General features: G+C 72.4%; 27 protein-coding genes and 1 riboswitch. Of the genes, 19 read left to right on the plus strand and 8 right to left on the minus strand.

Features of this window, described 5'->3' with window-relative positions; genetic code table 11:
• Positions 1 to 100: 100 nt before the first annotated feature.
• The 3 genes from H030_RS37515 to H030_RS37520 all read right to left on the minus strand — a co-directional run bounded on the left by H030_RS37515 (position 101) and on the right by H030_RS37520 (position 3,539).
• A complete protein-coding gene (locus H030_RS37515) occupies positions 101 to 1,777 on the minus strand; it encodes a sensor domain-containing diguanylate cyclase (protein WP_051223141.1) in 1,677 nt (558 codons plus the stop codon).
• Positions 1,778 to 1,866: 89 nt separating this feature from the next.
• Complete coding sequence (locus H030_RS33575) at positions 1,867 to 2,928, minus strand: alpha-hydroxy acid oxidase (protein WP_035127993.1); 1,062 nt, start codon at positions 2,926 to 2,928, stop codon at positions 1,867 to 1,869.
• Complete coding sequence (locus tag H030_RS37520) at positions 2,925 to 3,539, minus strand: class I SAM-dependent methyltransferase (RefSeq protein ID WP_051223142.1); 615 nt, start codon at positions 3,537 to 3,539, stop codon at positions 2,925 to 2,927. Before H030_RS37520 ends, H030_RS33575 begins: the two co-directional genes overlap by 4 nt.
• Positions 3,540 to 3,577: 38 nt before the next feature.
• On the opposite strand from H030_RS37520, the gene ispG reads away from it, so the two are divergent.
• The 4 genes from ispG to H030_RS0119275 are packed head-to-tail and all read left to right on the plus strand — an operon-like array spanning position 3,578 to position 6,808.
• A complete protein-coding gene (gene ispG, locus H030_RS0119260; protein ID WP_027007304.1) occupies positions 3,578 to 4,819 on the plus strand; it encodes a flavodoxin-dependent (E)-4-hydroxy-3-methylbut-2-enyl-diphosphate synthase in 1,242 nt (413 codons plus the stop codon).
• 35 nt (positions 4,820 to 4,854) lie between these two features.
• The gene (locus H030_RS33585; RefSeq protein ID WP_051223144.1) at positions 4,855 to 5,637 is read left to right on the plus strand and encodes an ABC transporter ATP-binding protein; all 783 of its coding nucleotides are present in this window, start codon (positions 4,855 to 4,857) and stop codon (positions 5,635 to 5,637) included.
• Positions 5,634 to 6,401, plus strand: coding sequence for an ABC transporter permease (locus H030_RS0119270; RefSeq protein ID WP_027007305.1), 768 nt, complete (start codon positions 5,634 to 5,636; stop codon positions 6,399 to 6,401). Before H030_RS33585 ends, H030_RS0119270 begins: the two co-directional genes overlap by 4 nt.
• Before the next feature lie 44 nt (positions 6,402 to 6,445).
• A complete protein-coding gene (locus tag H030_RS0119275) occupies positions 6,446 to 6,808 on the plus strand; it encodes a nuclear transport factor 2 family protein (RefSeq protein WP_027007306.1) in 363 nt (120 codons plus the stop codon).
• On the opposite strand, the gene H030_RS0119280 is transcribed toward H030_RS0119275, so the two are convergent.
• Complete coding sequence (locus H030_RS0119280; RefSeq protein WP_027007307.1) at positions 6,805 to 7,266, minus strand: winged helix-turn-helix transcriptional regulator; 462 nt, start codon at positions 7,264 to 7,266, stop codon at positions 6,805 to 6,807. The two genes, H030_RS0119275 and H030_RS0119280, sit on opposite strands and share 4 nt — an antisense overlap.
• A 63-nt stretch (positions 7,267 to 7,329) precedes the next feature.
• Between H030_RS0119280 and H030_RS0119285 the strand changes: the two genes are divergently transcribed.
• Together H030_RS0119285 and H030_RS0119290 are read left to right on the plus strand one after the other, a co-directional pair.
• Positions 7,330 to 8,004, plus strand: a complete 675-nt coding sequence (locus tag H030_RS0119285) for a DUF899 domain-containing protein (RefSeq protein WP_027007308.1) — start codon at positions 7,330 to 7,332, stop codon at positions 8,002 to 8,004.
• A complete protein-coding gene (locus H030_RS0119290; protein ID WP_027007309.1) occupies positions 8,001 to 8,396 on the plus strand; it encodes a PPOX class F420-dependent oxidoreductase in 396 nt (131 codons plus the stop codon). The genes H030_RS0119285 and H030_RS0119290 overlap by 4 nt, the downstream gene beginning before the upstream one ends.
• Here H030_RS0119290 and H030_RS0119295 read toward each other — a convergent pair.
• Positions 8,359 to 9,861 carry a hypothetical protein gene (locus tag H030_RS0119295; RefSeq protein WP_027007310.1) on the minus strand — a complete coding sequence of 501 codons (1,503 nt, stop codon included), beginning with the start codon at positions 9,859 to 9,861 and terminating at the stop codon, positions 8,359 to 8,361. The genes H030_RS0119290 and H030_RS0119295 overlap by 38 nt on opposite strands.
• 36 nt (positions 9,862 to 9,897) lie before the next feature.
• Positions 9,898 to 10,503: a superoxide dismutase gene (locus H030_RS0119300; protein WP_027007311.1), complete on the minus strand. Its 606-nt coding sequence runs from the start codon at positions 10,501 to 10,503 to the stop codon at positions 9,898 to 9,900.
• A gap of 95 nt (positions 10,504 to 10,598) precedes the next feature.
• On the opposite strand from H030_RS0119300, the gene H030_RS40500 reads away from it, so the two are divergent.
• From H030_RS40500 to H030_RS0119340, 8 genes are all read left to right on the plus strand, one after another.
• Positions 10,599 to 12,419 (plus strand): DUF11 domain-containing protein, encoded by a 1,821-nt coding sequence (locus H030_RS40500; RefSeq protein WP_196809194.1) that lies wholly within the window; start codon positions 10,599 to 10,601, stop codon positions 12,417 to 12,419.
• Positions 12,420 to 12,485: 66 nt separating this feature from the next.
• Positions 12,486 to 14,153, plus strand: a complete 1,668-nt coding sequence (locus H030_RS0119310) for a proline--tRNA ligase (RefSeq protein ID WP_231398480.1) — start codon at positions 12,486 to 12,488, stop codon at positions 14,151 to 14,153.
• Complete coding sequence (locus tag H030_RS33595) at positions 14,135 to 14,758, plus strand: CDP-alcohol phosphatidyltransferase family protein (protein ID WP_051223147.1); 624 nt, start codon at positions 14,135 to 14,137, stop codon at positions 14,756 to 14,758. Before H030_RS0119310 ends, H030_RS33595 begins: the two co-directional genes overlap by 19 nt.
• Positions 14,759 to 14,826: 68 nt before the next feature.
• The gene (locus tag H030_RS0119320; RefSeq protein WP_027007313.1) at positions 14,827 to 15,087 is read left to right on the plus strand and encodes a hypothetical protein; all 261 of its coding nucleotides are present in this window, start codon (positions 14,827 to 14,829) and stop codon (positions 15,085 to 15,087) included.
• Between the two features lie 32 nt (positions 15,088 to 15,119).
• Complete coding sequence (locus H030_RS0119325) at positions 15,120 to 15,596, plus strand: FHA domain-containing protein (RefSeq protein ID WP_027007314.1); 477 nt, start codon at positions 15,120 to 15,122, stop codon at positions 15,594 to 15,596.
• Positions 15,596 to 16,360: a MerR family transcriptional regulator gene (locus H030_RS0119330; protein ID WP_035127996.1), complete on the plus strand. Its 765-nt coding sequence runs from the start codon at positions 15,596 to 15,598 to the stop codon at positions 16,358 to 16,360. The genes H030_RS0119325 and H030_RS0119330 overlap by 1 nt, the downstream gene beginning before the upstream one ends.
• A gap of 12 nt (positions 16,361 to 16,372) precedes the next feature.
• Positions 16,373 to 16,900: an adenine phosphoribosyltransferase gene (locus H030_RS0119335; protein ID WP_027007316.1), complete on the plus strand. Its 528-nt coding sequence runs from the start codon at positions 16,373 to 16,375 to the stop codon at positions 16,898 to 16,900.
• 19 nt (positions 16,901 to 16,919) lie between these two features.
• Positions 16,920 to 17,357, plus strand: coding sequence for an SRPBCC family protein (locus H030_RS0119340; protein ID WP_027007317.1), 438 nt, complete (start codon positions 16,920 to 16,922; stop codon positions 17,355 to 17,357).
• Between the two features lie 171 nt (positions 17,358 to 17,528).
• On the opposite strand, the gene H030_RS0119345 is transcribed toward H030_RS0119340, so the two are convergent.
• A complete protein-coding gene (locus tag H030_RS0119345; RefSeq protein ID WP_027007318.1) occupies positions 17,529 to 18,473 on the minus strand; it encodes an RNA polymerase sigma factor in 945 nt (314 codons plus the stop codon).
• A 49-nt stretch (positions 18,474 to 18,522) separates the two neighbouring features.
• On the opposite strand from H030_RS0119345, the gene H030_RS0119350 reads away from it, so the two are divergent.
• Positions 18,523 to 18,921, plus strand: coding sequence for a PaaI family thioesterase (locus tag H030_RS0119350; protein ID WP_027007319.1), 399 nt, complete (start codon positions 18,523 to 18,525; stop codon positions 18,919 to 18,921).
• A gap of 40 nt (positions 18,922 to 18,961) precedes the next feature.
• Positions 18,962 to 20,491, plus strand: a complete 1,530-nt coding sequence (locus tag H030_RS0119355; RefSeq protein WP_155892153.1) for a hypothetical protein — start codon at positions 18,962 to 18,964, stop codon at positions 20,489 to 20,491.
• Here H030_RS0119355 and H030_RS0119360 read toward each other — a convergent pair.
• Positions 20,488 to 21,930, minus strand: coding sequence for a WS/DGAT/MGAT family O-acyltransferase (locus H030_RS0119360; protein WP_027007321.1), 1,443 nt, complete (start codon positions 21,928 to 21,930; stop codon positions 20,488 to 20,490). The two genes, H030_RS0119355 and H030_RS0119360, sit on opposite strands and share 4 nt — an antisense overlap.
• Positions 21,931 to 22,090: 160 nt before the next feature.
• Here H030_RS0119360 and H030_RS33600 point away from each other — a divergent pair, with 160 nt between their 5' ends.
• The 3 genes from H030_RS33600 (at position 22,091) to H030_RS37530 (ending at position 24,814) form a co-directional block, all read left to right on the plus strand.
• Positions 22,091 to 22,639, plus strand: coding sequence for an RNA polymerase sigma factor (locus H030_RS33600; protein ID WP_051223149.1), 549 nt, complete (start codon positions 22,091 to 22,093; stop codon positions 22,637 to 22,639).
• Between the two features lie 18 nt (positions 22,640 to 22,657).
• Positions 22,658 to 23,794: an amidohydrolase family protein gene (locus tag H030_RS0119370; RefSeq protein ID WP_027007322.1), complete on the plus strand. Its 1,137-nt coding sequence runs from the start codon at positions 22,658 to 22,660 to the stop codon at positions 23,792 to 23,794.
• 87 nt (positions 23,795 to 23,881) lie between these two features.
• Positions 23,882 to 24,086: riboswitch (cyclic di-AMP (ydaO/yuaA leader) on the plus strand.
• A gap of 53 nt (positions 24,087 to 24,139) precedes the next feature.
• Positions 24,140 to 24,814 (plus strand): septal ring lytic transglycosylase RlpA family protein, encoded by a 675-nt coding sequence (locus tag H030_RS37530; RefSeq protein WP_051223151.1) that lies wholly within the window; start codon positions 24,140 to 24,142, stop codon positions 24,812 to 24,814.
• Positions 24,815 to 24,858 lie beyond the last annotated feature (44 nt).

Consider the following 24,858-nt stretch of genomic DNA (forward strand, 5'->3'; position numbering starts at 1 on the left):
GACGGCCGCCGATCCGTCTTACGTAGAACCACCACGCGCCGCTGGATCGGCGACCGTCAGCCACGACGATCCGGGCCGGACAATCGGCCTAGGTGCAGGCCTACGGCCAGCCGGCGCCGGGCGTCGCGAGGCGGGCGGCGTCGCGGCCGGCGGCCTTGGCCTCGTACATCGCCCGGTCGGCCGCCTGCAGCAGCGCCTCGGCGGTGCGGTCCGGGCGGTCCGGCAGGGCGACGCCGATCGAGGCGGTGACCTGCGCGACGCCGGCCGACAGCGGGATCGGCTCGGCCAGCAGGACGCGCAGGCGCTCGGCGACGTCCATCGCGTCCTCGGGCGTGCCGACGTCCTCGCACAGCACGACGAACTCGTCGCCGCCGAAGCGGGCGACGGTGTCGCCGGGGCGCAGGTCCTCGTCGATGCGCGCGGCGGAGATCCGCAGCAGCTCGTCGCCGGCCGCGTGGCCGAGCGAGTCGTTGGCGTGCTGGAAGTTGTCGAGGTCGATGAACAGGACCGCGACGGTCTGCTCGGCGCGCTTGACGCGCTGCAGCGCGTGGCGCAGGCGGTCCGAGAGCTTCTGGCGGTTGGCCAGGCCGGTCAGCGGGTCCTGCTCGGCGCCGAGCACGACGCCCGCGGCGCCACCGGGCGCGGTGGCACCGCCCGTGCCGTCGGTGAAGTCCAGGACGAGCGCGGCCTGGTCGGCGAACAGGCGCAGGAGCTGCATCCACTCGCGCGTCGGCAGCAGGCGGTCGACCGGGTCGTCGACCCAGATCACGCCGCGCAGGTCGCCGGCGGCGTCGCGCAGCGGGACCAGCAGCCAGTGCCTCTGCCACGCGTACGGGCCCTTGCCGTTGGTGCGCGAGCGGTAGAAGACGCCGCCCTCCATCTGGAGGATCGCCTCGGCGTCCTCGCGCTCCAGCAGGTAGCAGCCCTGGCGCTCGTGGACGAGCGAGAGCAGCGGCTCGAGCTGGCGCAGCGTCAGCGCGAGGTGGGAGAAGACGGGGTCGTGCAGCGCCCAGCCGGCGGTCGCGGCGGGGCGCAGCAGGCCGCCGTGCTCGGCGAGCAGCAGCGCGACGCGGCCGAAGCCGAGCGCCTCGCGGATGCCGGTCGTGACGGCGTCCAGGACGGAGTCCCGGGTGCGCTCGACCAGCGGCTTGGCACCGATCTCGCTGAGGCGCTCCAGCGCGGCGCGGTGGCGGGCGGCGCGGGCCTGGTCGTGGGCGCGCTCGACGGCGACGGCGGCGATGCCGGCCAGCGTGACGAGGCGCTCGCAATCGTCGTCGGACGGGCGTGCGCCGTTCAGCGGCTCGTCGACCGAGACGATGCCGAGCACGTCGCCGTTGGCCTTGCGCATCACGGCGAGCAGGAGGTCGTCCGGGTCCCACTGGTCGGCGGCCGCCGACGGGGGCGCGTCCGGGCGGTGCAGGACGAGGCCGCCGTCGGCGGGCGGCTCGGGCACGACGGCACCGGCCGGGACGTGGTGGGCGCCGTTGCGCGCGAAGCGCGACCTCAGGTACGGGCCCCACTGCTCCCACGTCGAGGCCTGGCCGAGCAGCGTGCGGCGGACCGGCTCCGGGCCGTGGACGGTCGTGACGGCGAAGTCGTCCCACGCCGGGCGGTGGACGTTGAGCGCGACGGTCCGGCAGGAGAGGGCCGCGGAGATCGCGGCGGCGATCGTGTCCAGCGCCGGGTCGAGGTCGTCGGCCGTGCGCACCGAGCGTGCCGCGGCGAGCGCTGCATGCAGCGCTTCTGAGGCGGGTGCGGACGTCGTCGGCTCGGACACGGGTACTTAACGGTTAACGGCCGGGACCCCAGCGTGCTTGAGGTTGGTCTGCGTTGCGCCCGGAAGATCCCGCAGATTGCGGGGAGAAGTTACACCACGTGGGAGCGTGTAACAGCGTCAGGCGACGGCGCGCCGAGCAGCATGAGGTCCAGCTCGAGCTCCGCGCGCAGCGTCTCCAGCGCCCAGCGCGCGCCCTGCTCGCCGTCGTGGGCCAGGGCCCAGAGCATCGGGCGCCCGACGAGGACGGCGCGGGCGCCGAGGGCCAGCGCCTTGATGACGTCGCCGCCGCGGCGCACGCCGCCGTCGACGAAGACCTCGACGTCGCCGGCGACCTCTTGGGCGACGGGCTCGAGCATGTCGATCCCGGCGGGGACGCCGTCGAGCTGGCGCCCGCCGTGGTTGGAGACGACGACGCCGGCGGCGCCGTGCTGGATCGCCAGGCGCGCGTCGTGGGGCGAGTGGACGCCCTTGACGAGGACCGGCAGGTCGACGTCGTTGACGAGCTGCTCCAGGTCCTTCCAGGTCAGCGTCGTGTCGACGAGGCCGAAGAACCCGGCGGGCGTGATCCCGGCGGTGTGGCCGGCGGCGGCCGACACGGCGGGCATGTCGATGTGCGGCGGGACCTGGAAGCCGGTCCGGAAGTCGCGCTCGCGGCGGCCGGCGCGGGGCGCGTCGACGGTCACGACGAGCGCCTTGTAGCCCGCGGCGACGGCCTCGTCGACGAGCGCGTGGGTGACGCCGCGGTCCTTGAGGACGTAGACCTGGAACCAGCGCGGCGCGCCGGGCGCGGCCTCGCTGACCTCGGTCGGCGTGGCGGTCGCGAGCGTCGAGACGGTCATGATCGTCCCGGCCGCCGCGGCCGCGCGGGCCATGCCGGGCTCGCCGTCGGGGTGGGCCATGCGCTGCAGCGCGACCGGCGCGACGATCACCGGCAGCGCGATCTCGGTGCCCAGCACGGTGGTCCTGGTCGTGACGTTGCTGACGTCGACCAGCACGCGCGGCATCAGCCGGTAGCGCGCGAACGCGGCCTCGTTGTCGACGAGCGTGCGCTCGTCGGCCGCGCCGCCGGCGAAGTAGCCGAGCGGGCCGGCCTCCAGGCGCGCCTCGACCAGCGGCGCGAGGTCGCGGAGGCAGACGGGACCGGTGCTCATACGGGCTGGATCGCCACCCAGGACTTGGCGAGGCCGAGGACGTGCTCGGCGTGGACCGGCGCGCCGAAGAGCGCGGCGACCTCGCCGCGGCGCAGCAGGTCGATGTCCTCCCAGACGCCCTGGACGCCGTAGCGCCAGTAGCGCCTGCGCAGGTCGGCGGGCAGCCAGTGGGCGGCCGGCAGCAGGCTGTGGGGCTCGACCGGGAACGAGTAGGCCGGCGTCTGCACGTAGAGGCCGCGGCCGACGCGGCGGACCTCGTCGGCGAACGCGCGGCGGCGGGCGCGCGGGACGTGCTCGATGACCGAGGAGGAGTAGACGAGGTCGAACTCGCCGTCGGCGTAGGGGAGGCCGTCGGCGACGTCGGCCTGCAGGAACGGGCCGGGGTACTCGGGGCGGGGCGACAGGTCGACGCCGGTGATCTCCAGGTCCGGCTCCAGGCCGCGCAGGCCGAGCGTGCCGCAGCCGACGTCGAGCACGCGCATGCCGGGCTGCAGCCCGGTCCGGTGGAAGAGCTGCTCGTGCCGCCGCGCGCGGGCCCTCGCTGCGACCGGCGAGGCGATCCTCGCGCGCGTCTGACCCCGTGCGGTCCCGTAGACGTCCGATGGGGCCACGGTGGGGAGGCTACCGACGGGTTCGTAGAATGGGCGTCATGGCTTCCGCGCGGCAGATCCACGTCGGCTCCGTCCCTGTCGGGGGCGGCGCGCCCGTGGCCGTCCAGACGATGACCAAGACGGAGACCGCGAACCTGTCGGCGACGATGGCGCAGATCCGCCGTGTGGCCGACGCCGGCGCCGACATCGTGCGCTGCGCGGTGCCGCGCGAGCAGGACGTCGAGGCGCTGAAGACGATCGTGGTCGAGTCGCCGATCCCGATCATCGCCGACATCCACTTCAACCACACGCTGGCGATCAAGGCGATCGAGGCGGGCGCGCACTGCGTCCGGATCAACCCGGGCAACATCGGGGGTCCGGACAAGGTCGCCGAGGTCCTCGCCGCGGCCAAGAGGGCCTCGACCCCGATCCGCGTGGGCGTGAACTCCGGGTCGCTGCCCAAGCACCTGCGCGACCTCGAGTTCACCAACCCGGTCGAGGCGCTGGTGACGGCGGCGACCGAGTGGGTCGAGTTGATGCACGCGCTCGACTTCTATGACTTCAAGGTGTCGATGAAGTCGACGTCGGTGCCGAACACGATCGCGTCGAACCGGCTGCTGTCGGAGAAGATCGACCACCCGCTGCACCTCGGGGTCACCGAGGCGGGGACGAAGTGGTCGGGGTCGCTGAAGAGCGCCGTCGGGCTCGGCACGCTGCTGGCCGACGGGATCGGCGACACGATCCGGATCTCGCTCTCGACCTTCCACGCGGAGGAGGAAGTGAAGGTCGCGTGGGAGATCCTGAAGGCCTTGAAGCTGCGCGAGCGCGGGCCGGTCCTGATCGCGTGCCCGACGTGCGGGCGGCTGCAGTTCGACATGGACTCGGTCGTCATGGAGGTCGAGCGGCGCCTGGAGCAGTACGCGGACCCGATCGAGGTGTCGATCCTCGGCTGCGCGGTCAACGGGATCGGCGAGGCACGGCATGCCGACTTCGGGATCACGGGGGCCAAGGACTCCGCGATGATCTTCTCGAAGGGTGAGCCTTTGAAGAAGGTCAAGACCGAGAACCTGGTCGACGAGCTGTTCGCGGAGATCGACAAGTACTACGCGTCGGGCAAGCAGGTCGTCGTCGACGACGCCGCGGCCGCCGAGGCGGCGCAGTGGCTGGTGGAGAACGAGGACGACACGGCGATGACGCCGGAGCGCCTGGCCGCCCTGGAGGCCGAGCAGGCCGAGAAGGACGCCGACGCGGTCGACGAGGCGGTCTCCCCGGTGGCGGGGCGGCGCTTCTCCCGCGCTTGACCTCAAGTGCGCTTGAGGGTGCAGACTCCGGCGCGATGACGCCGCCTGCCCTCCAGATCACCGACCTCGTCAAGGAGTACCCGACCGGAACGCGCGCCCTGCAGGGCGTGTCGCTGGAGATCGGGGCGGGGGAGTTCTTCGGGTTGTTGGGGCCCAACGGCGCCGGCAAGTCGACGTTGATCCACTGCACGACCGGGCTGGCGGCGCCGACGTCCGGCGGGATCCGGGTGTTCGGCCACGACGCGGTGCACGGGTACGGCGAGGCGCGGCTGGCCGTCGGGCTGGCGCCGCAGGACCTCAACCTCGACCACTTCCTGACGCTCGAGGAGACGCTGGACTTCCACGGCGGCTACTTCGGGATGCCGCGGAAGGAGCGGCGGGAGCGCACCGCCGAGTTGTTGGAGGCCTTCTCGCTCGCCGGGAAGCGCAAGGACCGCACGCGGACGCTGAGCGGCGGCATGAAGCGCCGCCTGATCCTGGCGCGGGCGCTGATGCACCGGCCGCGGCTGCTGATCCTCGACGAGCCGACGGCGGGCGTGGACGTGGAGCTGCGACTCGAGTTGTGGCACTACGTGCAGCGGATCAACGCCGAGGGGACGACGATCCTCTTGACCACGCACTACCTCGAAGAGGCCGAGCAGCTGTGCGACAAGATCGCCTTCATCAACGGCGGTGAGATCGTGGCGCAGGGGACGTCCGGTGAGCTGGCGGCGCGCTACGGCGTGTCCGGGTTGGAGGACGCGTACCTGGAGCTGGTGGGGCGCAAGGAGCTGTCGCGCGGGATCGGCGCCGGCGTCGTGTCGGAGCTCGGCGCATGACCGCCGCGCAGATCCGGTTCGCGTCGCTGCTGCGGCGCGAGGTCGCGCGGTTCATGAAGATCAAGCGCCAGACCGTCGGCGCGCCGCTGCTCGAGACGTTCCTGTACATCTCGGTCTTCGGGGCCGCGCTCGGTTCGCGGGTCGGCAAGCTGCACGGCTACGACTACACGGTCTTCGTCGTGCCCGGGCTGATCATGATGGCCTGGGCGATGAACGCGTTCAGCAACAACTCGTCCTCGATCCTCCAGCAGAAGTTCCAGCGCGCGATCGACGACCAGCTGTCGTCGCCGGCGTCGCCGCTGGAGTTGTTGTTGGCCTTCACCTTCGGCGGGTTCCTGCGCGGGTTCCTGGTCGCGCTGCTGACGTTCCTCTGCGCGTCGCTGCTGGTGTCGATCCCCGTCGCGCACATCTTGGTGTTGATCCCGTCGCTGTTCCTGGTGGGCTTCTTCTTCGCCCAGCTCGGGGTGCTTGTCGGGGTGCGGGCCGAGCAGTTCGACGACGTCTCGTTCGCGCAGACGTTCGTCCTGCAGCCCCTGCTGTTCCTCGGCGGCGTCTTCTACTCGGCAGCCCTGCTCCCGCAGCCGTTCGAGACGCTGACCCACATCAACCCCATCTACTACATGATCTCCTTGGTCCGCTACGGCTTCCTGGGCTACAAGGAGACCAACATCCCACTGTCGCTGCTCTTCCTGGCAGCAGCAACCCTGGCCCTCTTCCTCCTCAACCACCGCCTCTTCCTCCGCGGCTACAAGCTCCGCGCCTGACCTCTGCCGTTGTGCAACCCAAGGGTTGCGGGTAGGGTGGGGGGATGGCGGATCGAGAAGTGGTGTTGCGGAGGATGTACGTCGACTTCAACGCGCGGGATGTGGATGGTGCGTTGGCGGTGATGGTCGAGGGTGTCGACTGGCCGAATGCGTGGGAGGGTGGGCGGGCTGTGGGGCATGAGGCGGTGCGGGAGTACTGGACGCGGCAGTGGGCGGAGATCGACTCGCATGTCGACCCGGTCGGGTTCGTGGAGCGGCCGGATGGGACGGTTGCGGTCGAGGTCCATCAGCGGGCGACGTCGGTGCAGACCGGTGAGGTGCTCGCGGATGGGCCCGTTGTCCATGTGTATGCCTTCGACGACGCGGGGCGGGTCGTCAGGATGGATGTGGAGGAGCCTGCGGCTTAGGCCTCGGCCAGTTGTGCCGGGCCTGGGTGTGGTTGGACGTCGGCGCCAGCGAGCTGCTCGCCGCAGTGCGAGCAGCGGACCTCGGCGTCGAAGTGGTGGCCGCAGGTCTTGTGGTGCAACAACACGGGGACGCCCTCGGGGCCGGCGAGGTGCTTGTCGCCCCAAGCGGTCATGGCCATCAGCACCGCGCAGAGCTCGGAGCCTTTGGCGGTCAGCGCGTACTCGAAGCGCCGGGGGCGCTCCTGGTACTCGCGACGCTCGATCACGCCCTGCCCGACCAGCCACTTGAGACGCTCGGTCAGCACCTTCGAGGAGATCCCGAGGTCGGCCTGCAGCTGGTCGAAGCGGTTGATCCCGACCCAGACGTCGCGCAGGATCAGCGGCGACCAGGGCTCGCCGATCACGTCCATCGTGCGGGCGATCGAGCACGTCATGTCGCCGAAGCGGGTGCGCTGCATGGGCGCGGACGCTATCACTTCCCTCAGGGAAGTCACTGTGTTACGGTCGCCGCCATGACCCCGATCACGCTCCCCACGATCGTCGGCGCCGAGGACTTCGACGCCGCGCGCCGCGCGCTGCTGGCCGAGGAGAAGGCGCTGACCCACCAGCTCGACGCGCTCGCCGCCAAGCGGCGGCGGCTGCCGATGACCCCGGTGCGCAACGACTACATCTTGGGCGGCGAGCACGGCGAGGTGTCGCTGCTCGACCTCTTCGCCGGCAGGCGCCAGCTCGCGATCTACCACTTCATGTTCCCGCCGGGCCAGGCCGAGCCGTGCGTCGGCTGCTCGACGTTCACGGACAACATCCCGCCGGACGCGCTCGCCCACCTGGCTCAGCGCGACACCGCGTTCACGCTGCTGTCGCCCGCGCCGCTGCCCGAGCTGCTCGCCTACCGGGACCGCATGGGCTGGTCGGTCCCGTGGCACTCGGCGGCGGGCACGACGCTCACCGACGACCTCGGCATCGGCGGCGGCTTCCGCCTCTCGATCCTGCTCCGCGACGGCGACGACGTCTACCTCACCTACTGGACGGGCTCCCGCGGTGTCGACCGGCTGCGCTACGACTTCAACATCCTCGACCTGACCCCGCTCGGCCGCCAGGAGCAGTGGGAGGACACGCCGCCCGGCCGCCCGCAGACGCCGACCGTGGCGTGGCTGCGCCGCCACGACGAGTACGCGAACGAGGCGACCGCATGACCACCACCATGACCACCGAGGCCCGCGCGCTGCTCGAAGCACCCAACCTCGCGCACCTCGCCACGACCCTCCCCGACGGCGCGCCGCACGTCGTCCCGGTCTGGGTCGGGGTCGACGACGCCGATCGCATCGTCTTCCTGACCGGTCCGGACTCCGTCAAGGGCCGCAACATCGAACGCGACCCGCGCGTCGCGCTCTCGCTCACCGCCGCCGACGCGCCCAACACGATGCTCCACGTCCGCGGCGTCGTCACCGACATCAGGGACGACGACGCCGGCTGGGCGATCATCGACGCGCTCGCCGAGAAGTACCTCGGCGGCCCGTACCCGCTGCGCAGCGGGCGCGCGGCCTACGTCATCGCGCCGGAGCGCGTCGTGACGCAGTCCTTCTAGGGGTCGCCGCGATCGCGTCGCTCGTCACGACGGGCGCCGGGAGCGGGTCCGCGGTGCGGTACCGGTAGGTCGCCGTGGCCGCCGCCGCGCGCAGCGTCTTGACGAACGTCCCGTGCACGTCGGTCCTCACCCTCGCCAGCGTCACCCACGCACCGCTCGGCGACCGGCGCTGCAGCGCGACCGTGTGGAAGCGGCCCGGTCGGACCTGGCCCCAGAACCGGATCTGCGGCGCCCTGCTGACGACGTCGGCGAAGAACGGGTGCTGGAAGCCCGCCAGCGCCGGCTTCGGCTTCCCGTTGGAGTACAACAACCCCGACTGCCAGCCCGCGTACTTCTTGCGCCCGGACCCGACCGACTTGACCGGCTCGTCCTGCCACTCGTACTGCACGAGCGTCCGGACGCGCGGGTCGCGCCACGCGATGTAGGCGGACTCCTGCAGCCAGCGCGACTGGCGCGCGACAGGGATCCCGTCGTAGGGATCGGGCGGCGACGTCTGGTAGCCGAACTCGTCGAGGTGCAGCGGCGCGTGCGCGCCGGTCGGCGTCGAGAAGCCGCGTGCCCGCTGCACGGAGTCCAGCGTCGTCTCCAGCTTCCTGAGGTCCGCGATGTTCGCGTCGTCGGTGTGCGGCGACGGCGTCTCCGGCGACGCCTTGATCGCGTGCGGGTGGTAGGCGAACCCGTCGATCCGCGCGGGCTGGAAGCCGCGGCAGCGCCCGGTCCGGACCGGCCTGTACCTCTCGTCCACGCACCCGAACGCCCGGATGAACGCCAGCGGGCGCAGCGGCCGGTTGCGCTGCACGGCGTCCTGCCCGCGCGGGGCCAGCGCGCCCGCGATCACCTGCGCGCCCGGGTCGGCGGTGTGGATCGCCGGGTAGGCGGCCCGGACGAGCTGGCGGTAGACGTGCGGCGCGACCGGTGAGCACCTGCCACCGGACGGCGGGCACTCCTGCTGGGGCTGCAGCCACAACGGCTGGTTGGGCTCGTTCCAGATGATGTACTGGTTGGCCACCCTGCCGTAGCGCCGCGCGACCGCGGTCGCGAACGCGCCGAACTTCGCGGCGTCCGGCTCGTAGCGCGGGTTGCCCAGCGACGGCACGCGCGACGACCACACCGGTCCGGACCCCGTGACCTCCAGGATCGGCGTCATGTGGTTGGCGACCACCAGCGCGATCGCCCGGTCGGTCGTCGCCCAGTTGTACATGGGGTCGTTCGGGTCGGTCGGGTGGAAGCCGATCGGCATCGCCGGCGACAGCTGCCCCGGCGCGATCGCCACCCAGCGGACCTGGATGCGCACCGTGTCGATCCCGTCCGCCGCCCACTGCGCGACGATGCCCGGCGCCTTCTCCGGCGAGTACAGCAGCACGCCGTCGTCGGAGATCCCGACCTTCAGCGTCGGCGCGGCCGAGGCGGCGCCGGAGAAGGTGAGCAGGACGACGAGGGCGGCGAGCAGGCTGCGGAGGGGCACCCGCCTCAGGATGGCAGGCGCCCCCGACCGCAAGAACTACTTGGCGGCGGCGAAGCGCTCCGCGACCTTGGCCCAGTTGACCACGTTCCACCAGGCCTTCAGGTAGTCCGGGCGCTTGTTCTGGTACTTGAGGTAGTAGGCGTGCTCCCAGACGTCGTTGCCGAGCAGCGGCGTCTGGCCGTCGAGGATCGGCGAGTCCTGGTTGGACGTCTTGACGAGCTTGAGCTCGCCGCCGTCGAGGACGAGCCAGGTCCAGCCGGAGCCGAACTGCGTGACGCCGTTGTCCTCGAACTTCGCCTGGAAGTCCGCGAACGAGCCGAAGGCGGCGTTGATCGCGTCGGCGAGCTCGCCGGTCGGCTCGCCGCCGCCGTCCGGGCTCATGTTCTCCCAGAACAGCGTGTGGTTGGCGTGGCCGCCGGCCTGGTTGCGCAGCGGCGTCTGCTTGTCGGCGGGCAGCGACGACAGGTTGGCGAGCAGCTCGTCGACGGGCTTGTCCTCGTAACCGGTGCCCTCGAGCGCCGCGTTGGCCTTGTCCACGTAGGCCTGGTGGTGCTTGTCGTGGTGCAGCTTCATCGTCGCCTCGTCGATGTGCGGCTCCAGCGCGTCGTAGGCGTACGGCAGATCAGGGACGGAGTAGGGCATGAGGGTCTCCTTGGGAGATCGGGGTTCTTGGTCCTGTCCTTTCCCGAAACATATCCACCTGCACATCCGTCCCGGCCTTCACAATGCCGATCGCCATGCACGGACGCACGATCGCGCTCGCCGGAGCGCTGCTCTCCCTCGCCCTCACGACGGCCACCGCGAGCGCCGACGAGACCCTGACGACCGCCCAGCCCGCGGCCCACGACGGCGTCGTGACGAGCTTCACGCTCGGCAACGCCGCGACGCTCGACGGCGTCCGCCTGCGCAGCGTGCAGGCCCTCGGCGGCGGCAGCGTCACCACGGCGACCTCCGACCCGCTGACGATCGGCCCGGGTGAGCGCGTCACGCTGCGCCTGCCGATCGCCCAGGGCGGCACGCTGGAGGTCACCGGCGCGTCGGGCACGACCACCCTGCAGGCCGACGTCGAACCGGACGGCGACGGCGACGGCTACGGCGACGTCACCCAGGACCTCTGTCCGAACGACTTCACCTCGCAGGCGCGCCCGTGCCCAGGGAGCGCGACCGTCGGGTCCGCGCTGACGCTCGCGCCCGACCCGCGCGGGTTCTCCGGCAGCGCCAGCCCGATGGAGGCGATGCAGTCGTCTCAGGCGACGGTCTTCCTCCAGGCGGGGGTGCTGACGCGCTTCCGCCTGCGGGCGGCGCCGGCGGCCGGCGACACGGTCGTCCAGGTCCTCCGTCCCACCGACAGCTCCCGCACGAGGTTCACGGTCGCCGCCGAGAGCGCGCCGGTGCCCGCGACCGACGGCGGCGTCGTCACCGTGCCGGCGAGCATCCCGGTCCAGCCGGGCGACACGCTCGCCGCGCGCTCGGCCACGGGCGACCTCGGCGCGGTCGCCTACGTCGCGGGCGATCAGCTCGACACGCAGCAGCCGCCCGCGACCGCGAGCAACCACCAGAGCTTCACGACCGGCAGCCACTACGCCGACCGGCGCCTGCTCGTCCAGGCCGATGTCGAGTCCGACCTCGACGGCGACGGCAAGGGCGACGCGACCCAGGACCACGCGGACCTCCAGCTGACCGGCAGCGGCCCGGCGACCACGGTCGGCGCGGGCGACACGATCACCCAGACCCTCACGGTCCGCAACGCCGGGCCCGACCCCGCGTTGAAGGTCGTCCTCAGCTTCAGCACCAACGGTGCCTTTCCCGACGGCCCCGCCGGTGTCGCGTGCGCCGGCGGGTCGCCGTACGGCGGGTTCGCCGACTCGTGCTCGGTCGATCGCCTCGCGGCCGGCGCGAGCTTCACCATCACCATGAGCAGCCCGGCCGCCGCGATCCCGATCACCGGCGCGGACATCACGACCCGCGCGCGAGCCGATGCGCTCACCGGCGATCCCGACACCACCAACAACGCCGCGACCGTCACCTCGACCCGCGCGCAGCCGCCGTTCGTCTACAACAACCCGCCGCCGGCCGGCACGCAGCAGCCGTTCGTCGTGATCGCCTGCGCCAACGTCGTCAAGGGCACGCGTGACGACGACGTGCTGCGTGGCACGGTCTTCGGCGACCGGCTCGTCGGCGGCGACGGCGCCGACCTGCTCAGGGGCGATGCCGGCAACGACTGCCTGGAGGGTGGCAGCGGCAACGACGTCCTCGACGGCGGCAACGGCGACGACCGCCTGACCGGCGGCAACGGCAACGATCGCCTGACCGGCGGCAACGGCAACGACAGGCTCACCGGCGGGCGCGGCAACGACAAGCTGTCCGGCGGCAACGGCAACGACATCATCTCGCCCGGCGCGGGCAAGGACACCATCTCGGGCGGGCCGGGCAATGACACCATCAACTCGGTCGACGGCGTCCGGGAGACCGTCGACTGCGGCAGCGGGCGCGACACGGTCCGTGCCGACCGCCGGGACCACCTGGTCCACTGCGAGAGGATCACGCGCAAGCGCTGAGCGCGCGGCGGGTTCGAGCCGAGCCGCGCCGCGCGGGCGCCGCCGCGTATCGTCCGCTCCATGCGCATGAGCCAGCTCTTCCTGCCGACCGAGCGTCAGCCCCCGGCCGACGCGGAGGCGCTCTCGCACAAGCTGATGGTTCGAGCCGGGCTGGTCCGCCAGCTCGGCGCGGGCCTGTGGACGTGGCTGCCCGCGGGCTGGCGCACCCACCAGCGCGTCGTCCAGATCGTGCGCGAGGAGATCGACGCGATCGGCGGCCAGGAGATGCTGATGCCGGTCCTGCAGCCCGCCGAGCTGTGGAAGCGCTCCGGGCGCTACGACGCGATCGGCGGCGAGCTGTTCCGGCTCAAGGACCGCAAGAACGCCGACATGGTCCTGGCGATGACGCACGAGGAGGCGGTGACCTACCACGCCGCCCAGAACGTGCGCTCCTACCGCGACCTGCCGATGATCCTGTACCACTTCCAGGTCAAGGAGCGCGACGAGCCGCGGCCCCGCGCCGGCGTGCTCCGGACGCGCGAGTTCATCATGAAGGACTCGTACTCCTTCGACCGCGACCAGGAGGGGCTGGACGCCGCCTACGAGCGCCACCGCGGCGCCTACGCGCGGATCTACGACCGCTGCGGGCTGGAGTGGTTCGAGTGCCAGTCCGACGTCGGGATGATGGGCGGCACGGTCGCCCACGAGTACATGGCGCCCTGCGCGGCGGGCGAGGACGACGTCGTCCTCGCGCCCAACTACTCCGCGAACCTCGAGATCGCCAGCGCCGACCCCCAGCCCGTGCCCGCGCTGCCGGACCGCGTCAGCGGCGTCCTGCAGACCCCGGGCCAGACGACGATCGAGGCGGTCGCCGGCGGCCTCGACGTGCAGACCGGGAACTTGTTGAAGGCCTTGCCCGTCGTCGGCGAGAGCAACGGCCTCGTGGTCATCTTCGTCCGCGGCGACCACCAGTTCGGCGAGATCAAGCTCAACAACGCGCTCGGCGAGCGGATGCGCCCCGCCAAGGAAGACGACCTCGAGAGGGCCGGACTGCTCGCGGGCTACATCGGGCCCGGCAGCGGCGCGCGCGAGCTCTACGACGCGGCGGTCACGCCCGGTCGCTACGTCGCGGGCAACAACGCGGCCAACGAGCATGTTGTCGTCGAAGTCATCGACGGCGAGCGGATCGACGTCCGGACCGTGGTGGCGGGCGACACGATCGGCGGCACCGAGGTCCGGATCGAGCCCGCGATCGAGATCGGCAACATCTTCCAGCTCGGCACGCGCTACAGCGTCCCGCTCGGCCTGACCTACCTCGACACGCAGGGCAGGGAGCACCCCGTCGTCATGGGCTCCTACGGGATCGGCCCCGCGCGCATCGCGGCGGCCGCCGTCGAGCAGTTCAACGACGACCGCGGGATCTGCTGGCCCAAGTCGATCGCGCCGTTCGACGTCGAGGTCGTCGCGCTCGGCAAGCCCGGCACCCAGGAGCAGGAGGTCGCCGCGCGCGTCTACGAGCAGCTCGTCGCGTCCGGCTTCTCCACGCTCCTGGACGACCGCGCCTCCGGCACCGGCGAGAAGTTCGCCGACGCCGAGCTGCTCGGCGCGCCGCTGCGGCTGACGATCGGCAGGCGCTCGGTCGAGTCCGGCGCCGCCGAGGCCCAGATCCGCCGCGGCCAGAAGGACGTCGAGGGCGGCGTGTCCCTGACCGAGACCGCGGAGGCGGTCCGCGCCCTGTGGCCCGAGATCGCCTGACCTTCCGCCGCTTCTCCGGGCTGGACCGCTCCGGCCCGCCGCCGCCGCAGACGCGCAGCGACGCGCCGTGGAACGTCTGGACGATCCCCAACGCGATCGGCTTCTTCCGCCTGGCGCTGATCTTCCCCATGCTGATCCTGGGGCTGAGCAGCGAGAACGGGACCGACGCGCTGCCGGCGATTCTGTTCGCGGTGATCTCGTGGAGCGACTACGCCGACGGGATCGCCGCGCGCGTGACCGGCCAGTACAGCCGCTTCGGCGCGCTGCTGGACCCGGTCGTCGATCGCATGCTCGTGATCTCCGGCGTGATCATCTGCTGGAAGTTCGAGACGCTGCCGCGCTGGGGAATCGCGATCCTCGTCGCCCGCGAGCTGTACCTGCTGCTCGCCGGCCAGTTCGCGCTGCGCCACGGCGTCGAGCTGAGGATCAACTGGTGGGGCCGCTGGGGCGTGTGGCCGACGATGAGCGCGATCTTCTTCGCGATGGCCGGCGTCAGCACGCTCGCGCACGTCCTGTTCTACGTCGGTCTGGCCCTCAGTTTGATCGCGGCTGTCGTCTATACGCGGGACGCGGTGTCCGCAACGAAGGCTGCACCCTCAAGTTGAGCTTGAGCGGCGGCCCACCGCTGCTATTCTCGCCCCGGCCCGCCCTCAGGAGGAGAAGGACCAACACCATGGACACGTTCCCCGATCTCGGATCGCTCTCGGACCAGGAGCTGAAGGACCTCATCCAGCAGCTGACCGAGGAGGAGGTCGACATCTCCTACCGCCGTCGCATCCTGCATGGAAAGATCGACATCTTGCGCGCAGAGCTGGTCAACCGCCTGCGCAAGCGTCACGAGGGTGGCGAGGAGGTCATCACCGGTGCCGACGTGCAGCGCCTGACCGACATCCTCGCGGGCCGCGCCGCCGGCGACGAGCCGGCGGCCGAGTAAGGCCGGCGGGGGAGCGGAGGGCGCGGAGCCCCATGGCGCGCAACTGCCCGGAATGCGGGTTCCAGAACGCTGACGGCGCGAACTTCTGCCAGCGCTGCGGGGCGTCCATCGGTCCCGAGGCCGAGCATCCCGAGTCGTCGTCGACCGCGACCTACCGGATCGACGAGACCGGCGAGCTGGTCCCGGTCGAGATCGAGGACGTCGTCGCCCAGGGCGGCGGCGCGGCGCTCGTCGTGCGTGCCGGTGGCGGCCGTGTCGGCGAGTCGTTCGCGCTCGAGGGCGACCGGATGACGATCGGCCGGCGCCCGGACTCCGACGTCTTCCTCGACGACGTCACGGTGTCGCGTGACCACGCGCTGATCGTCCGGCGCGGCGACGAGTTCCACCTCGACGACCTCGGGTCGCTGAACGGGACCTACGTCAACCGTCGCCGGATCGAGACGCACCACCTCGCCGACGGCGACGAGCTGCAGGTCGGCAAGTACAAGCTCACGTTCCTCTCGCGCTGATGGCTGCCGTGGAAGAGGAGCGACCGACCGCAGCCACCGACGACCGCCCCGGCAAGGCGATGACGATCGGCGCGGTCTGCAAGCAGCTCGGCCAGGAGTTCCCGGACATCTCGATCTCGAAGATCCGGTACCTGGAGGACCAGAAGCTGCTGGAGCCGCGGCGCACGCCGGGCGGCTACCGCCTGTACGCGCAGGCCGACGTCGCGCGCCTGCGCACGATCCTGCGCATGCAGCGTGACGAGTTCCTGCCGCTGCGCGTCATCAGGCAGGAGCTGGCCTCGGGCCGGATCGACGGCGCCGAGCCCGGCGTCCCGCAGCCGTCGGAGGACTCCGCGGGCGACCCGTCGCGCGCACGCCGGCGGCCGAGCGTCTCGGTGACCGGCGGCGGCGCGCTGTACTCGCTCGACGACGTCGTCGAGGACACGCGCGCGGACCCGAGGCTGATCGCCGAGCTCGAGGAGTACGGCGTCGTCAGGGGCGAGAACCGCGCCGGGACCAAGTACTACGACGAGACCGAGCGCGAGATCGTGCGCGCCGTCACCGAGCTGGCGAGGTACGGCGTCGGCGGGCGCAACCTGCGGGCGTTCCGGACCAGCGCCGACCGCGAGGCCGCGTTGCTGCAGCAGATCCTCGCGCCCGCGCTGCGCTCCCGCAACGTCGAGCGCCGCAAGGAGGCCGTCGAGGCGCTGGAGAACCTCGCGGCCGTCACGACGCACCTCAAGCACCTGCTGCTCATCCGGGATCTCCGGAAGATCGTCGGCTAGAGCGAGGACATCATGTCGGTCGACATCGAGTCGTTCGTCCGCGACATCCAGGACTTCCCGAAGCCGGGGATCGTCTTCAAGGACATCACGCCGGTGCTGGCGTCGGCGCAGGCGCTGGACGCCGCGGTCACGCAGCTGGCCGAGCCGGTGCGGGACCTGAACGTGGACGTGGTCGTCGGCGCCGAGGCGCGCGGCTTCCTGCTCGGCGCCGCGCTGGCGCGCGAGCTGGGCGCGGGCTTCGTCCTGGCGCGCAAGCCCGGCAAGCTGCCGCACGAGACCGTCCGGGCCGAGTACCTCCTGGAGTACGGCACCGACGCGCTGGAGCTGCACACCGACGCGGTCGCGGAGGGCGCGCGCGTGCTCGTCCACGACGACCTGCTGGCGACCGGTGGCACGGCGCGGGCGCTGTGCGAGCTGGTCGAGCAGCTCGGCGGCACGGTCGTCGGCTGCTCGTTCCTGATCGAGCTGGGCTTCCTCGGCGGCCGCCAGCGGCTGGCCGGGTACGACGTCCGGTCGATCCTGCGCTACGACGACGAGTGACCGGGGACGCGCTGCCGCCGTGCCGGTGACGCGCCGGAGCAAGGTCGTCGGCGCGCCGCCGGCGATCGTCTGGCAGACGGTCGCCGACCCCAACCGGCTGCCGGCCTGGTGGCCGCGCGCCGAGCGCGTCGAGGGCGTCAGCGGCAACGGCTTCACGCTCGTGCTGCGCAGCGACCGCGGCGCGCAGGTCCGCGCCGACTACCGCGTCGGGCGGCGCAACCGGCCGCGCGTCGTGGCCTGGACGCAGGACCTGGAGGGCACGCCGTTCGCCAGGCTCCTGCGCCATGCGGAGACGACCGTGACGCTGGAGCCCGAGGGCGACGCGTCAACGCGCGTCGAGGTGCGCCTGGAGCAGCGCCTGCAGGGCGTGTCGCGCTTCGGCGGGTTCCTGGTCAGGCGCGCGGCGCGCAAGCAGCTCGACGGCGCGCTGGCGGCGCTGGTGGAGCTGCACACGTAGTCGGGCGCTCAGCGCGGGCGTCGCCGCGCTTGTCGCCAGGACCGGGCGGGGCGTTCAGGGCCGAACGGCTGGTCGAAGTCGTCTTGACCCCAATATGTGGGGGCTAGACGACTTGCATCGGCGGTTCGGTCCCGAACTCGTCCCCTGACCCGGCGCGAACCTACGCCGGGCTCAGCCCCTGATCCTGCCGGTCAGGACGACGTTCGTCGGCGTCCTGGGCGACGAGGACGACTCGCGGCTGATGATCATGCCCGTGTAGGACGAGAGGTCGGTGGGCGCGGCGACGATGCCCTGCAGCTTGCCCTTGTCGGTGCCGCTGGCGGTCACCGCCTGGAAGAAGCCGAGGAACTTCGTGCCCGAGCCGTTCGTCAGCCACAGCACGTAGTGGTTGGAGGGCGTGAGGTCCTGGCCGACGACCGCGATCGCGCGCCTGCCGTTCTGGGCGACGATGTTGGCGACGCCGAGCGGCGTCCTGCCGCCATTGGGCGGGTTGAGGTTGATCTGCTGCTCGACGGTCGCCGTGCTCGCCGGGTTGGAGCCCGTGCCGGTCGACGTCGTGGTGGTCGCGGCGGCCCTGTCGTTCCTGTTGTCGTCGCCGCCGCCGATGACGCCGGTCAGCAGCAGGATCGCGCCGACGACGACGATCACCGCGGCGACGATCAGCAGGACGCCGCCCAGGCGCGAGGAGCGCTGCTGCTCGGCGCGCGCGGCGCGGCGGGCGTGCAGCGCGTCGAAGGCCTCGTCGACCTCGCCGGCGTCCGCCGGGATCTCCGGCAGCCCGTCCTCGCCAGCGACGCCCGCGCTGCGCAGCTCGGCGGCGACGGCGCGCGCCCAGTCGCGGCCGGACTGCGACGCCTCCAGGAAGTCGCGCGTCGCCGCGCGCTCGGAGGCGGACTGCTGGCCGAGCAGGTAGTCACCGACCTCGTCCTGGCGCTCGTCGTCGAGGCCGTCCAGGCCGGACGGTCCGATCGCGTCCAGGGCGGTCAGCGCGCGGTTCTGGACCGCGGCGTCGGAGATCTTGAGCAGCGTGGCGATCTCCGCGTACGTGCGCCCTTGGCGCAGCACGAGCTGGAGAACGGCCTTCTGGTCGGCGGGGAGGTCGTCGAAGCGCGCCATGCGGCGCAGGAGGCTAACCGAAGGGGCACCGGTATCGTGCCGCTCCCTCATGGACCTACAACTTCCTTACGCGCTGGAGACGGGGTTCGACGCCCTCTACGGGCTGATCGTGGACACCGTCGACCTCGACGCCGGCGTCATCACCGCGCACGTGGACGTGACCCCGGATCACCTGCAGCCGGCGGGTCTCGTGCACGGCGGCCTGTTCGCCTCGATCGCCGAGTCGATCACCTCGATCGGGACCTGGTGGGCGGTCCAGGACGACGGCAGGACGGCCCAGGGCCTGTCCAACCAGACGTCGTTCCTGCGGCCGATCCTGGGCGGCAGGGTCCACGCCGTGGCGCGCGCCCGGCACCGCGGCAGGACGACGTGGGTGTGGGAGGTCGAGATCTCCGACGACGAGCAGCGGCTGTGCTCGCTGGTCCGCATGACGATCGCGGTCCGCTGAGGCGCGCAACATCGGTGTGCGGTCGCCGTTGGTGGTGAGGATGCGCGCGAAGCTGATCGTGGGGGTCGTGGCGGCGCTGCTCGCGCTGCCGGCAGGTGCGGGCGCGGCGCGGGCCGGGACGGTGGCGTCGTTCGGCGCTCCGCTGGGCGTCAACGCGCAGGCCGGCGCGGAGCTGCTCGGCGCGGGGCACGTCGTCTCCGGACCCGTGTTCGCCGGCGACCAGGTCGTCTGGGCGCAGGAGACCGGCGGCGGCGCGGTCGTGTTGCGCTCGGTCCCGGCCGCGGGCGGCGCCGCTCCCCGCACACTGACCACCCTGCCGAGGATCGACAGGGAGCAGGACGAGCACGGCGTCGACCTCCAGGGCTCGCCGACGCGGCTGGCCTACTTCGAGCACCAGTCCTACGTGCCGCTGGGCCAGGACAAGTACATGGAGGGCTTCACCTTCCAGGCACGGATCGCCGCCGGGCCGCCGGGCGGGCCGTTCACGACGGTCGCCGGCTGCGCGGTGGTGCCGGCCTGCGACGGACACCCCGTCTGCTTCGACGACGGCCGCTACGGCAACGGGGTGCGCTGGGCGCTGAGCGGTGACGCGCTCGCCCTCATCGACCACTGCACCCCGGAGGGGACGGCGGCGAGGGACGACTTCAGAACGAGCACGCTGCGCCGCGCCGACCTCGCGGCAGGGACGCCGCCGGCGCCGCCCCCGGCGGTGCCGGCCGGCGGGTTCGCACTGACCGGCGACCTCGTCGTCACCGCGGTGGCCGGCGGCGCGTTGACGGTCCGGCGTCAGGCCGACGGGACCTCACTCGGCGACCTCCCGGCGCTGCCCACCGACCTGCGCCCGGGATACGGGACCTCGGCGCTGGGTCCTGACGGCACGTTCGCGGAGACGATCTCCGAGGACAGCCGCCGGCCGAGCCGGACCCTCGTCTGGGTCAGGCCCGGTGACAGCCAGGTGCACCGGCTGCCGTTGGCGCTGGGCGGCTTCGCCGCGCCGCTGCTGCAGGTCTCAGGCGGTCGCCTGCTGGTGCGCGCGCCGGACGGCCACGGCGGGGTCGTGCTCGATGTCGTCGACGCTGCGACCGGCGCCGTCACGACGCCGCTGCGCCTCCCGGCGGGCCCGGACAACCGGCACGCCGCCGCCGACGTCATCGGCGCCACGCTCGACGCCACGGGGCGGGTCACGTGGGCGGTCTCGCGCTGCGAGCACACGACGATCGCGGCGGGCACGGTCGCGGACGCGCCGCAGACCGTCACGCCCGCGATCTGCGCCGGGCCGCGGATCGTCAGCAGGACGCTCACCGCCGACCGCCGCGGGCGCTTCACGGCCGCCCTCGTCTGCGGCCGCGCCTGCTCCGGGACGCTGCGCACTTACGTGGTCGGCGAGTTCCAGACGATCAGCACGCGGTTCCGCCTGCGCGGCGCGGCGCGGGCCCAGGGCGTCGCCGTGCGCCTGCGCGGCCGCGCGCTCGCGCGGCTGCGCCGCACCGGCAAGGCCTCGATCACCCTGCACGTGGCCGGGCAGGACGCCGTCGGCTCCAACGCCTACATCTTGCGGCTGAGGCGCTAGGTCGCCGGCGTCGCGCTCGGGCGCTCGCGGGGGCCGGTGCGGCCCGCGCGGACGTCGGTGCCGGCCACGGCGGCGAGGTCGTCGATCGCGCCTTCGAGCTGCTCGGCGATCTCCTCGAGGTCGGGGAGCGCGTCGAAGTCGGCGAGCAGGCCGAAGCCGAGGCGGCCGTTGTAGGACATGATCGCGATGCCCAGCGCCTGCTTGAGGGCCAGCGGCACGACGGGGTAGAGGCCGCGCATGCGGCGGCCCAGCAGGTACAGCTCGACCTGCGGCCCCGGCACGTTGGTCACGACGAGGTTGAAGAACCGCTGGCGGGCCTGCAGGCGCGCGGCCTGGCTCATGATCGTCGGCGGCGCGAAGTCCGCGAGCTGGGTCAACGTCTCGGCGCCGACGGCCTGGCCGGACTCCTTCAGGTCCTTCATCGCCTCGTGGACCTCGGCGAAGCACGCGACCGGATCCTCGATCCCGACCGGCAGCGGCGCCCACATCGTCGCCACGCGGTTGCCGAGCGCGCCGCGCTCGGTCTCGGCCCGGACGCTGACCGGGACCATCGCGCGCAGGACGAGCCCCTCGGTGTCCTCGTCGCGGCCGCGCATCCAGCGCCCGAGCGCGAGCGCGACGCTCGTCAGGACGACGTCGTTGACGGTCCCGCCGAGGGCCGACTTGATGGCCTTGAAGCGCCCGAGGTCGGCGTCGACCCAGGTGTAGCGCCGGTGCGGGCCGATCCCGACGTTCAGCGGTGACCTGGGCGCGGGGGACAGGCCGGCCTTCGCCATCGAGCCCAGCCCGGCGGCGCCGCCGGCGACCCTGTCGAGCACCTGGCGCGGCGCGCGCGTCAGGTGGCGCAGCCCGCGGACGGCCTCGCCCGGGACCGTCGTGCGCTCCAGCAGCGCCTCGGCCAGCAGCTCGGTCGACGTCGGGACCGGGCGCGGCAGCCACGAGGACGTGGGCGGCGCGGGCGGGGCCGGGTCCGGGCGCGTGTCGAAGAGCACCGACACGATGTCGACGCCGCTGACGCCGTCGACCAGCGCGTGGTGGGTCTTGCTCAGGATCGCGAAGCGGTCGTCGTCGAGGCCCTCGACGAGCCAGATCTCCCACAGCGGCTTGGAGCGGTCCAGGCGCTGGCCGAACACGCGCGCGGCCAGCCGCTTGAGCTCCTGGTCGGAGCCCGGCGTGGGCAGCGCGGTGTGGCGGATGTGGTAGCCGACGTTGAAGTGCGGGTCGTCGACCCAGCGCGGGCGGCCCTGGCCGAGCGGGACGAACGCGAGCCGCTGGCGGTAGCGCGGCACGAGGTGCAGGCGCGCCTCGATCGCCTCGACGAGCTCGCCGTAGGCGGGCGCGGGGCCGTCGAAGGTCATGACGGCGGCGACGTGCATGTGGGCTCCGCTGTCCTCGAGGTGCAGGAAGGAGGAGTCGAGAGCGGTCAGGCGCGTGGGCACGGGAGCGATGCTCGCACCGGCCGGGACCGGCCGCAAGCCGATGTTCTTGCAGAGCGTGTGCACACATGTTGTTGCGAACCTTCAACAACGTGTGTAGGGTCGCGGGTGCAGCGGGTAGATCGAAGTTGTCGGACTTCTACGAACTCCCTGGAGCGCAGCGATGGACCTGAGCGACCCCATTACCTTCGGCCGTGTCTACGACGAGCACCGCCGGTCGGTCCATGCCACGGCGTACCGGGTGCTGAACAGCTCGTCGGCGGCGCAGGACGTCGTCCAGGACGTGTTCCTGCGCGTCTGGCGCAACCCGGCGAAGTTCGACGCCCGCCGCGGCGAGCTGGGGTCCTACCTGAAGCTGATGGCGCGCAGCCGTGCTGTCGACCTCTGGCGCGAGGGCCAGGCCTCTGGGCGGGCCGAGGATCGCCTCAAGATGGTCGTCGGCCATGAGCCTCCGCGGACCGAGATCCAGCCCGACCAGCTCGCGCTGGCCTCCGCCGACCGCTCGACCGTGCGCGCCGCGCTCGGCCGCCTGCCGGACCCCCAGCGCGAGGCGCTCGTGCTCGCCTACTGGGGCGGCCTGACCGCCGACCAGATCGCGGTCAGGGCGGGCGTCCCGCTCGGGACCGCCAAGAGCCGCATCCGGCTCGGGCTCGCGCGCCTGCGCGACGAGCTCGCCGCGATGCGCCCCGCCGAGGTGGCAGCGGCCGCCTAGCGGGGTAAGGTCGGCAGCGTGCCCGTCCGCGCGCTGCCCTTCGATGCCGTCGTCGACGACCTCCGCGACCGCGAGCTGGACTGGCTCGGGCGCGACGTGCCGTGGTTCGACGCGCACACGCACATCGGCCACCACGACCCGGACGGCTTCGAGGCCGATCCGGAGGAGCTGATCGAGGCGCTCGACGCCGCCGGCCAGCAGCGCGCGCTGGTCTTCGCGATGCAGGAGCCCGACGGCTACCGCGGGCCCAACGACTGGGTGCTGCGCAGCGCCGCCGAGTCCGGCGGGCGGCTGGTCGCGCTGGGCCGGATCGACCCCAACGCGCCCGACGCGATCGAGGAGGCGCACCGCTGCCTGGAGGACGGCGCGGTCGGCTTCAAGCTGCACCCGCGCTCGGACGGCTTCGGGCTGCCGCATCCGGTGGTCGAGCAGGTCGTCGAGCTTGCGGGAAGGCACGCGCTGCCGGTGCTGTTCCACGCGGGGCGGGGGATCCCGGACCTCGGCGAGTCGATCCTGGAGATGTCGGCGGCCAACCCGGACGCGCGGCTGATCCTCGCGCACGCGGGGATCTCGGACCTCGGGCTGCTCGGCCCGCGCGTCGCTGAGCACCCCGGAGTGCTCTTCGACACGTCGTGGTGGCACATCAGCGACATGCTGACGCTGTTCACGACCGTGCCGCCCGGGCAGATCCTGTACGCGAGCGACATGCCCTACGGTGGCCCGCGCTTCCCGTCGTTCCTGATGCTGCGCTGCGCGCGGGCGGTGGGACTGAGCCCTGAGCAGGCCGCCGCGATCGCCGGCGGCCAGCTGGAGCGCGTGATCTCCGGCAGCGAGTTGATGGACTTGGGCCCGGCGCCGGGCGACGCGGCGATCGGCCGCCGCGTGCTCGCCTACGAGCGCGTGATCTCCTACATCACGGCGGCGGTCAACATGACGTTCCGGGGCGCCGACGGCAGCGAGCCGCTGGCGCTCGCGCGGCTCGGCTGCCAGGCGCCGGAGGATGCGGAGCACCGTGCAGTGCTCAGCGAGGCCGAGGAGTTCATCGCGGTCGCGCAGCAGCGCCTGGGCGAGGGTCTGGACCCGATCGCGTGCGTGCACGCGGCGATGACCGCGATGGTCCTCGTCGGGACCGCGGAGGCGCTCGAAAACCGCTGATTTGCGGGAAGTCCGTCCGTTGCAGGACGGGCGGCTGTGTGCACCGAATCACACAGCGATCAAGTTCCAGGGGTACCTTGACGAACGCTTGTTCGAACGCCGAGTCGTCCCTGGGTCAAACGGGGGACGAGCGGGGGACCCAATCTCCGGTCGTGGGTGCGATCCGACCGGATGGGGCGAATCGGGGCCTGCTGGCCCCGTAGCGACACGGTCGCCGCGTGCCCGATGCACGCGATGACGCCGTGGTGCGAGCCCGACAGCTAACCCCGTAGGCGCTGATCACGTAGGAGGTCTCTCTTGAGGCTCGACAACCTGCGCGCGCCAATTCCCGGTGCGCTGCTCAGCATGACCACGATCGCCGCGATGGCCGCTGTTCCTGCCGTCGCGAGCTCCGATACGCAGTCACCCCAGCCGGCGCAGCCGACGGCCGCGCCGGCCACCGCCACTCCCGTCGCGACCAAGGCGTCGTCCTCGCTGCATGTCGACTCCGTGCGCCGCACGGTGCTCGCCGGCAAGCGCGTCGTCGTCCGCGGCCACCTGAACCCCGCCGGCTCGCGGGCCGTCGTGTCGCTGCAGGTGCGCGGCGCGAAGGGCGGCTGGACGACGGTCGACCACGACCGCACCGGCCGTCACGGCCGCTACGTCCTGACGTGGCGCGCCGCGAAGACCGGCGAGAAGAAGCTGCGCGTCCACTTCGGCGGCAGCAAGGTGATGGGGTCGACGAAGCACACGGCCGGCACCACCCGGATCTACCGCCGGGCGTTCGTGTCCTGGTACGGCCCGGGCCTCTACGGCGGGCACCTCGCGTGCGGCGGCACCCTGTCGCCGGGCACGCTCGGCGTGGCCAACAAGTCGCTGCCCTGCGGCACGAAGGTCACGCTGCACTACAAGGGGCGCACCGTGCGCGTCCCGGTCGTCGACCGCGGCCCCTACGTGGCCGGCCGCGAGTACGACCTCACGGCCGCGACGAAGCAGAAGCTCGGCTTCGGCTCGACCGGCACGGTCCTCACGACGCGCTAGCCGCGTCACCGCACCCGCGCGGAGCCGCCCACGTGGCGCGCCTC

The organism is Conexibacter woesei Iso977N (assembly GCF_000424625.1).
Classification (GTDB): domain Bacteria; phylum Actinomycetota; class Thermoleophilia; order Solirubrobacterales; family Solirubrobacteraceae; genus Baekduia; species Baekduia woesei_A.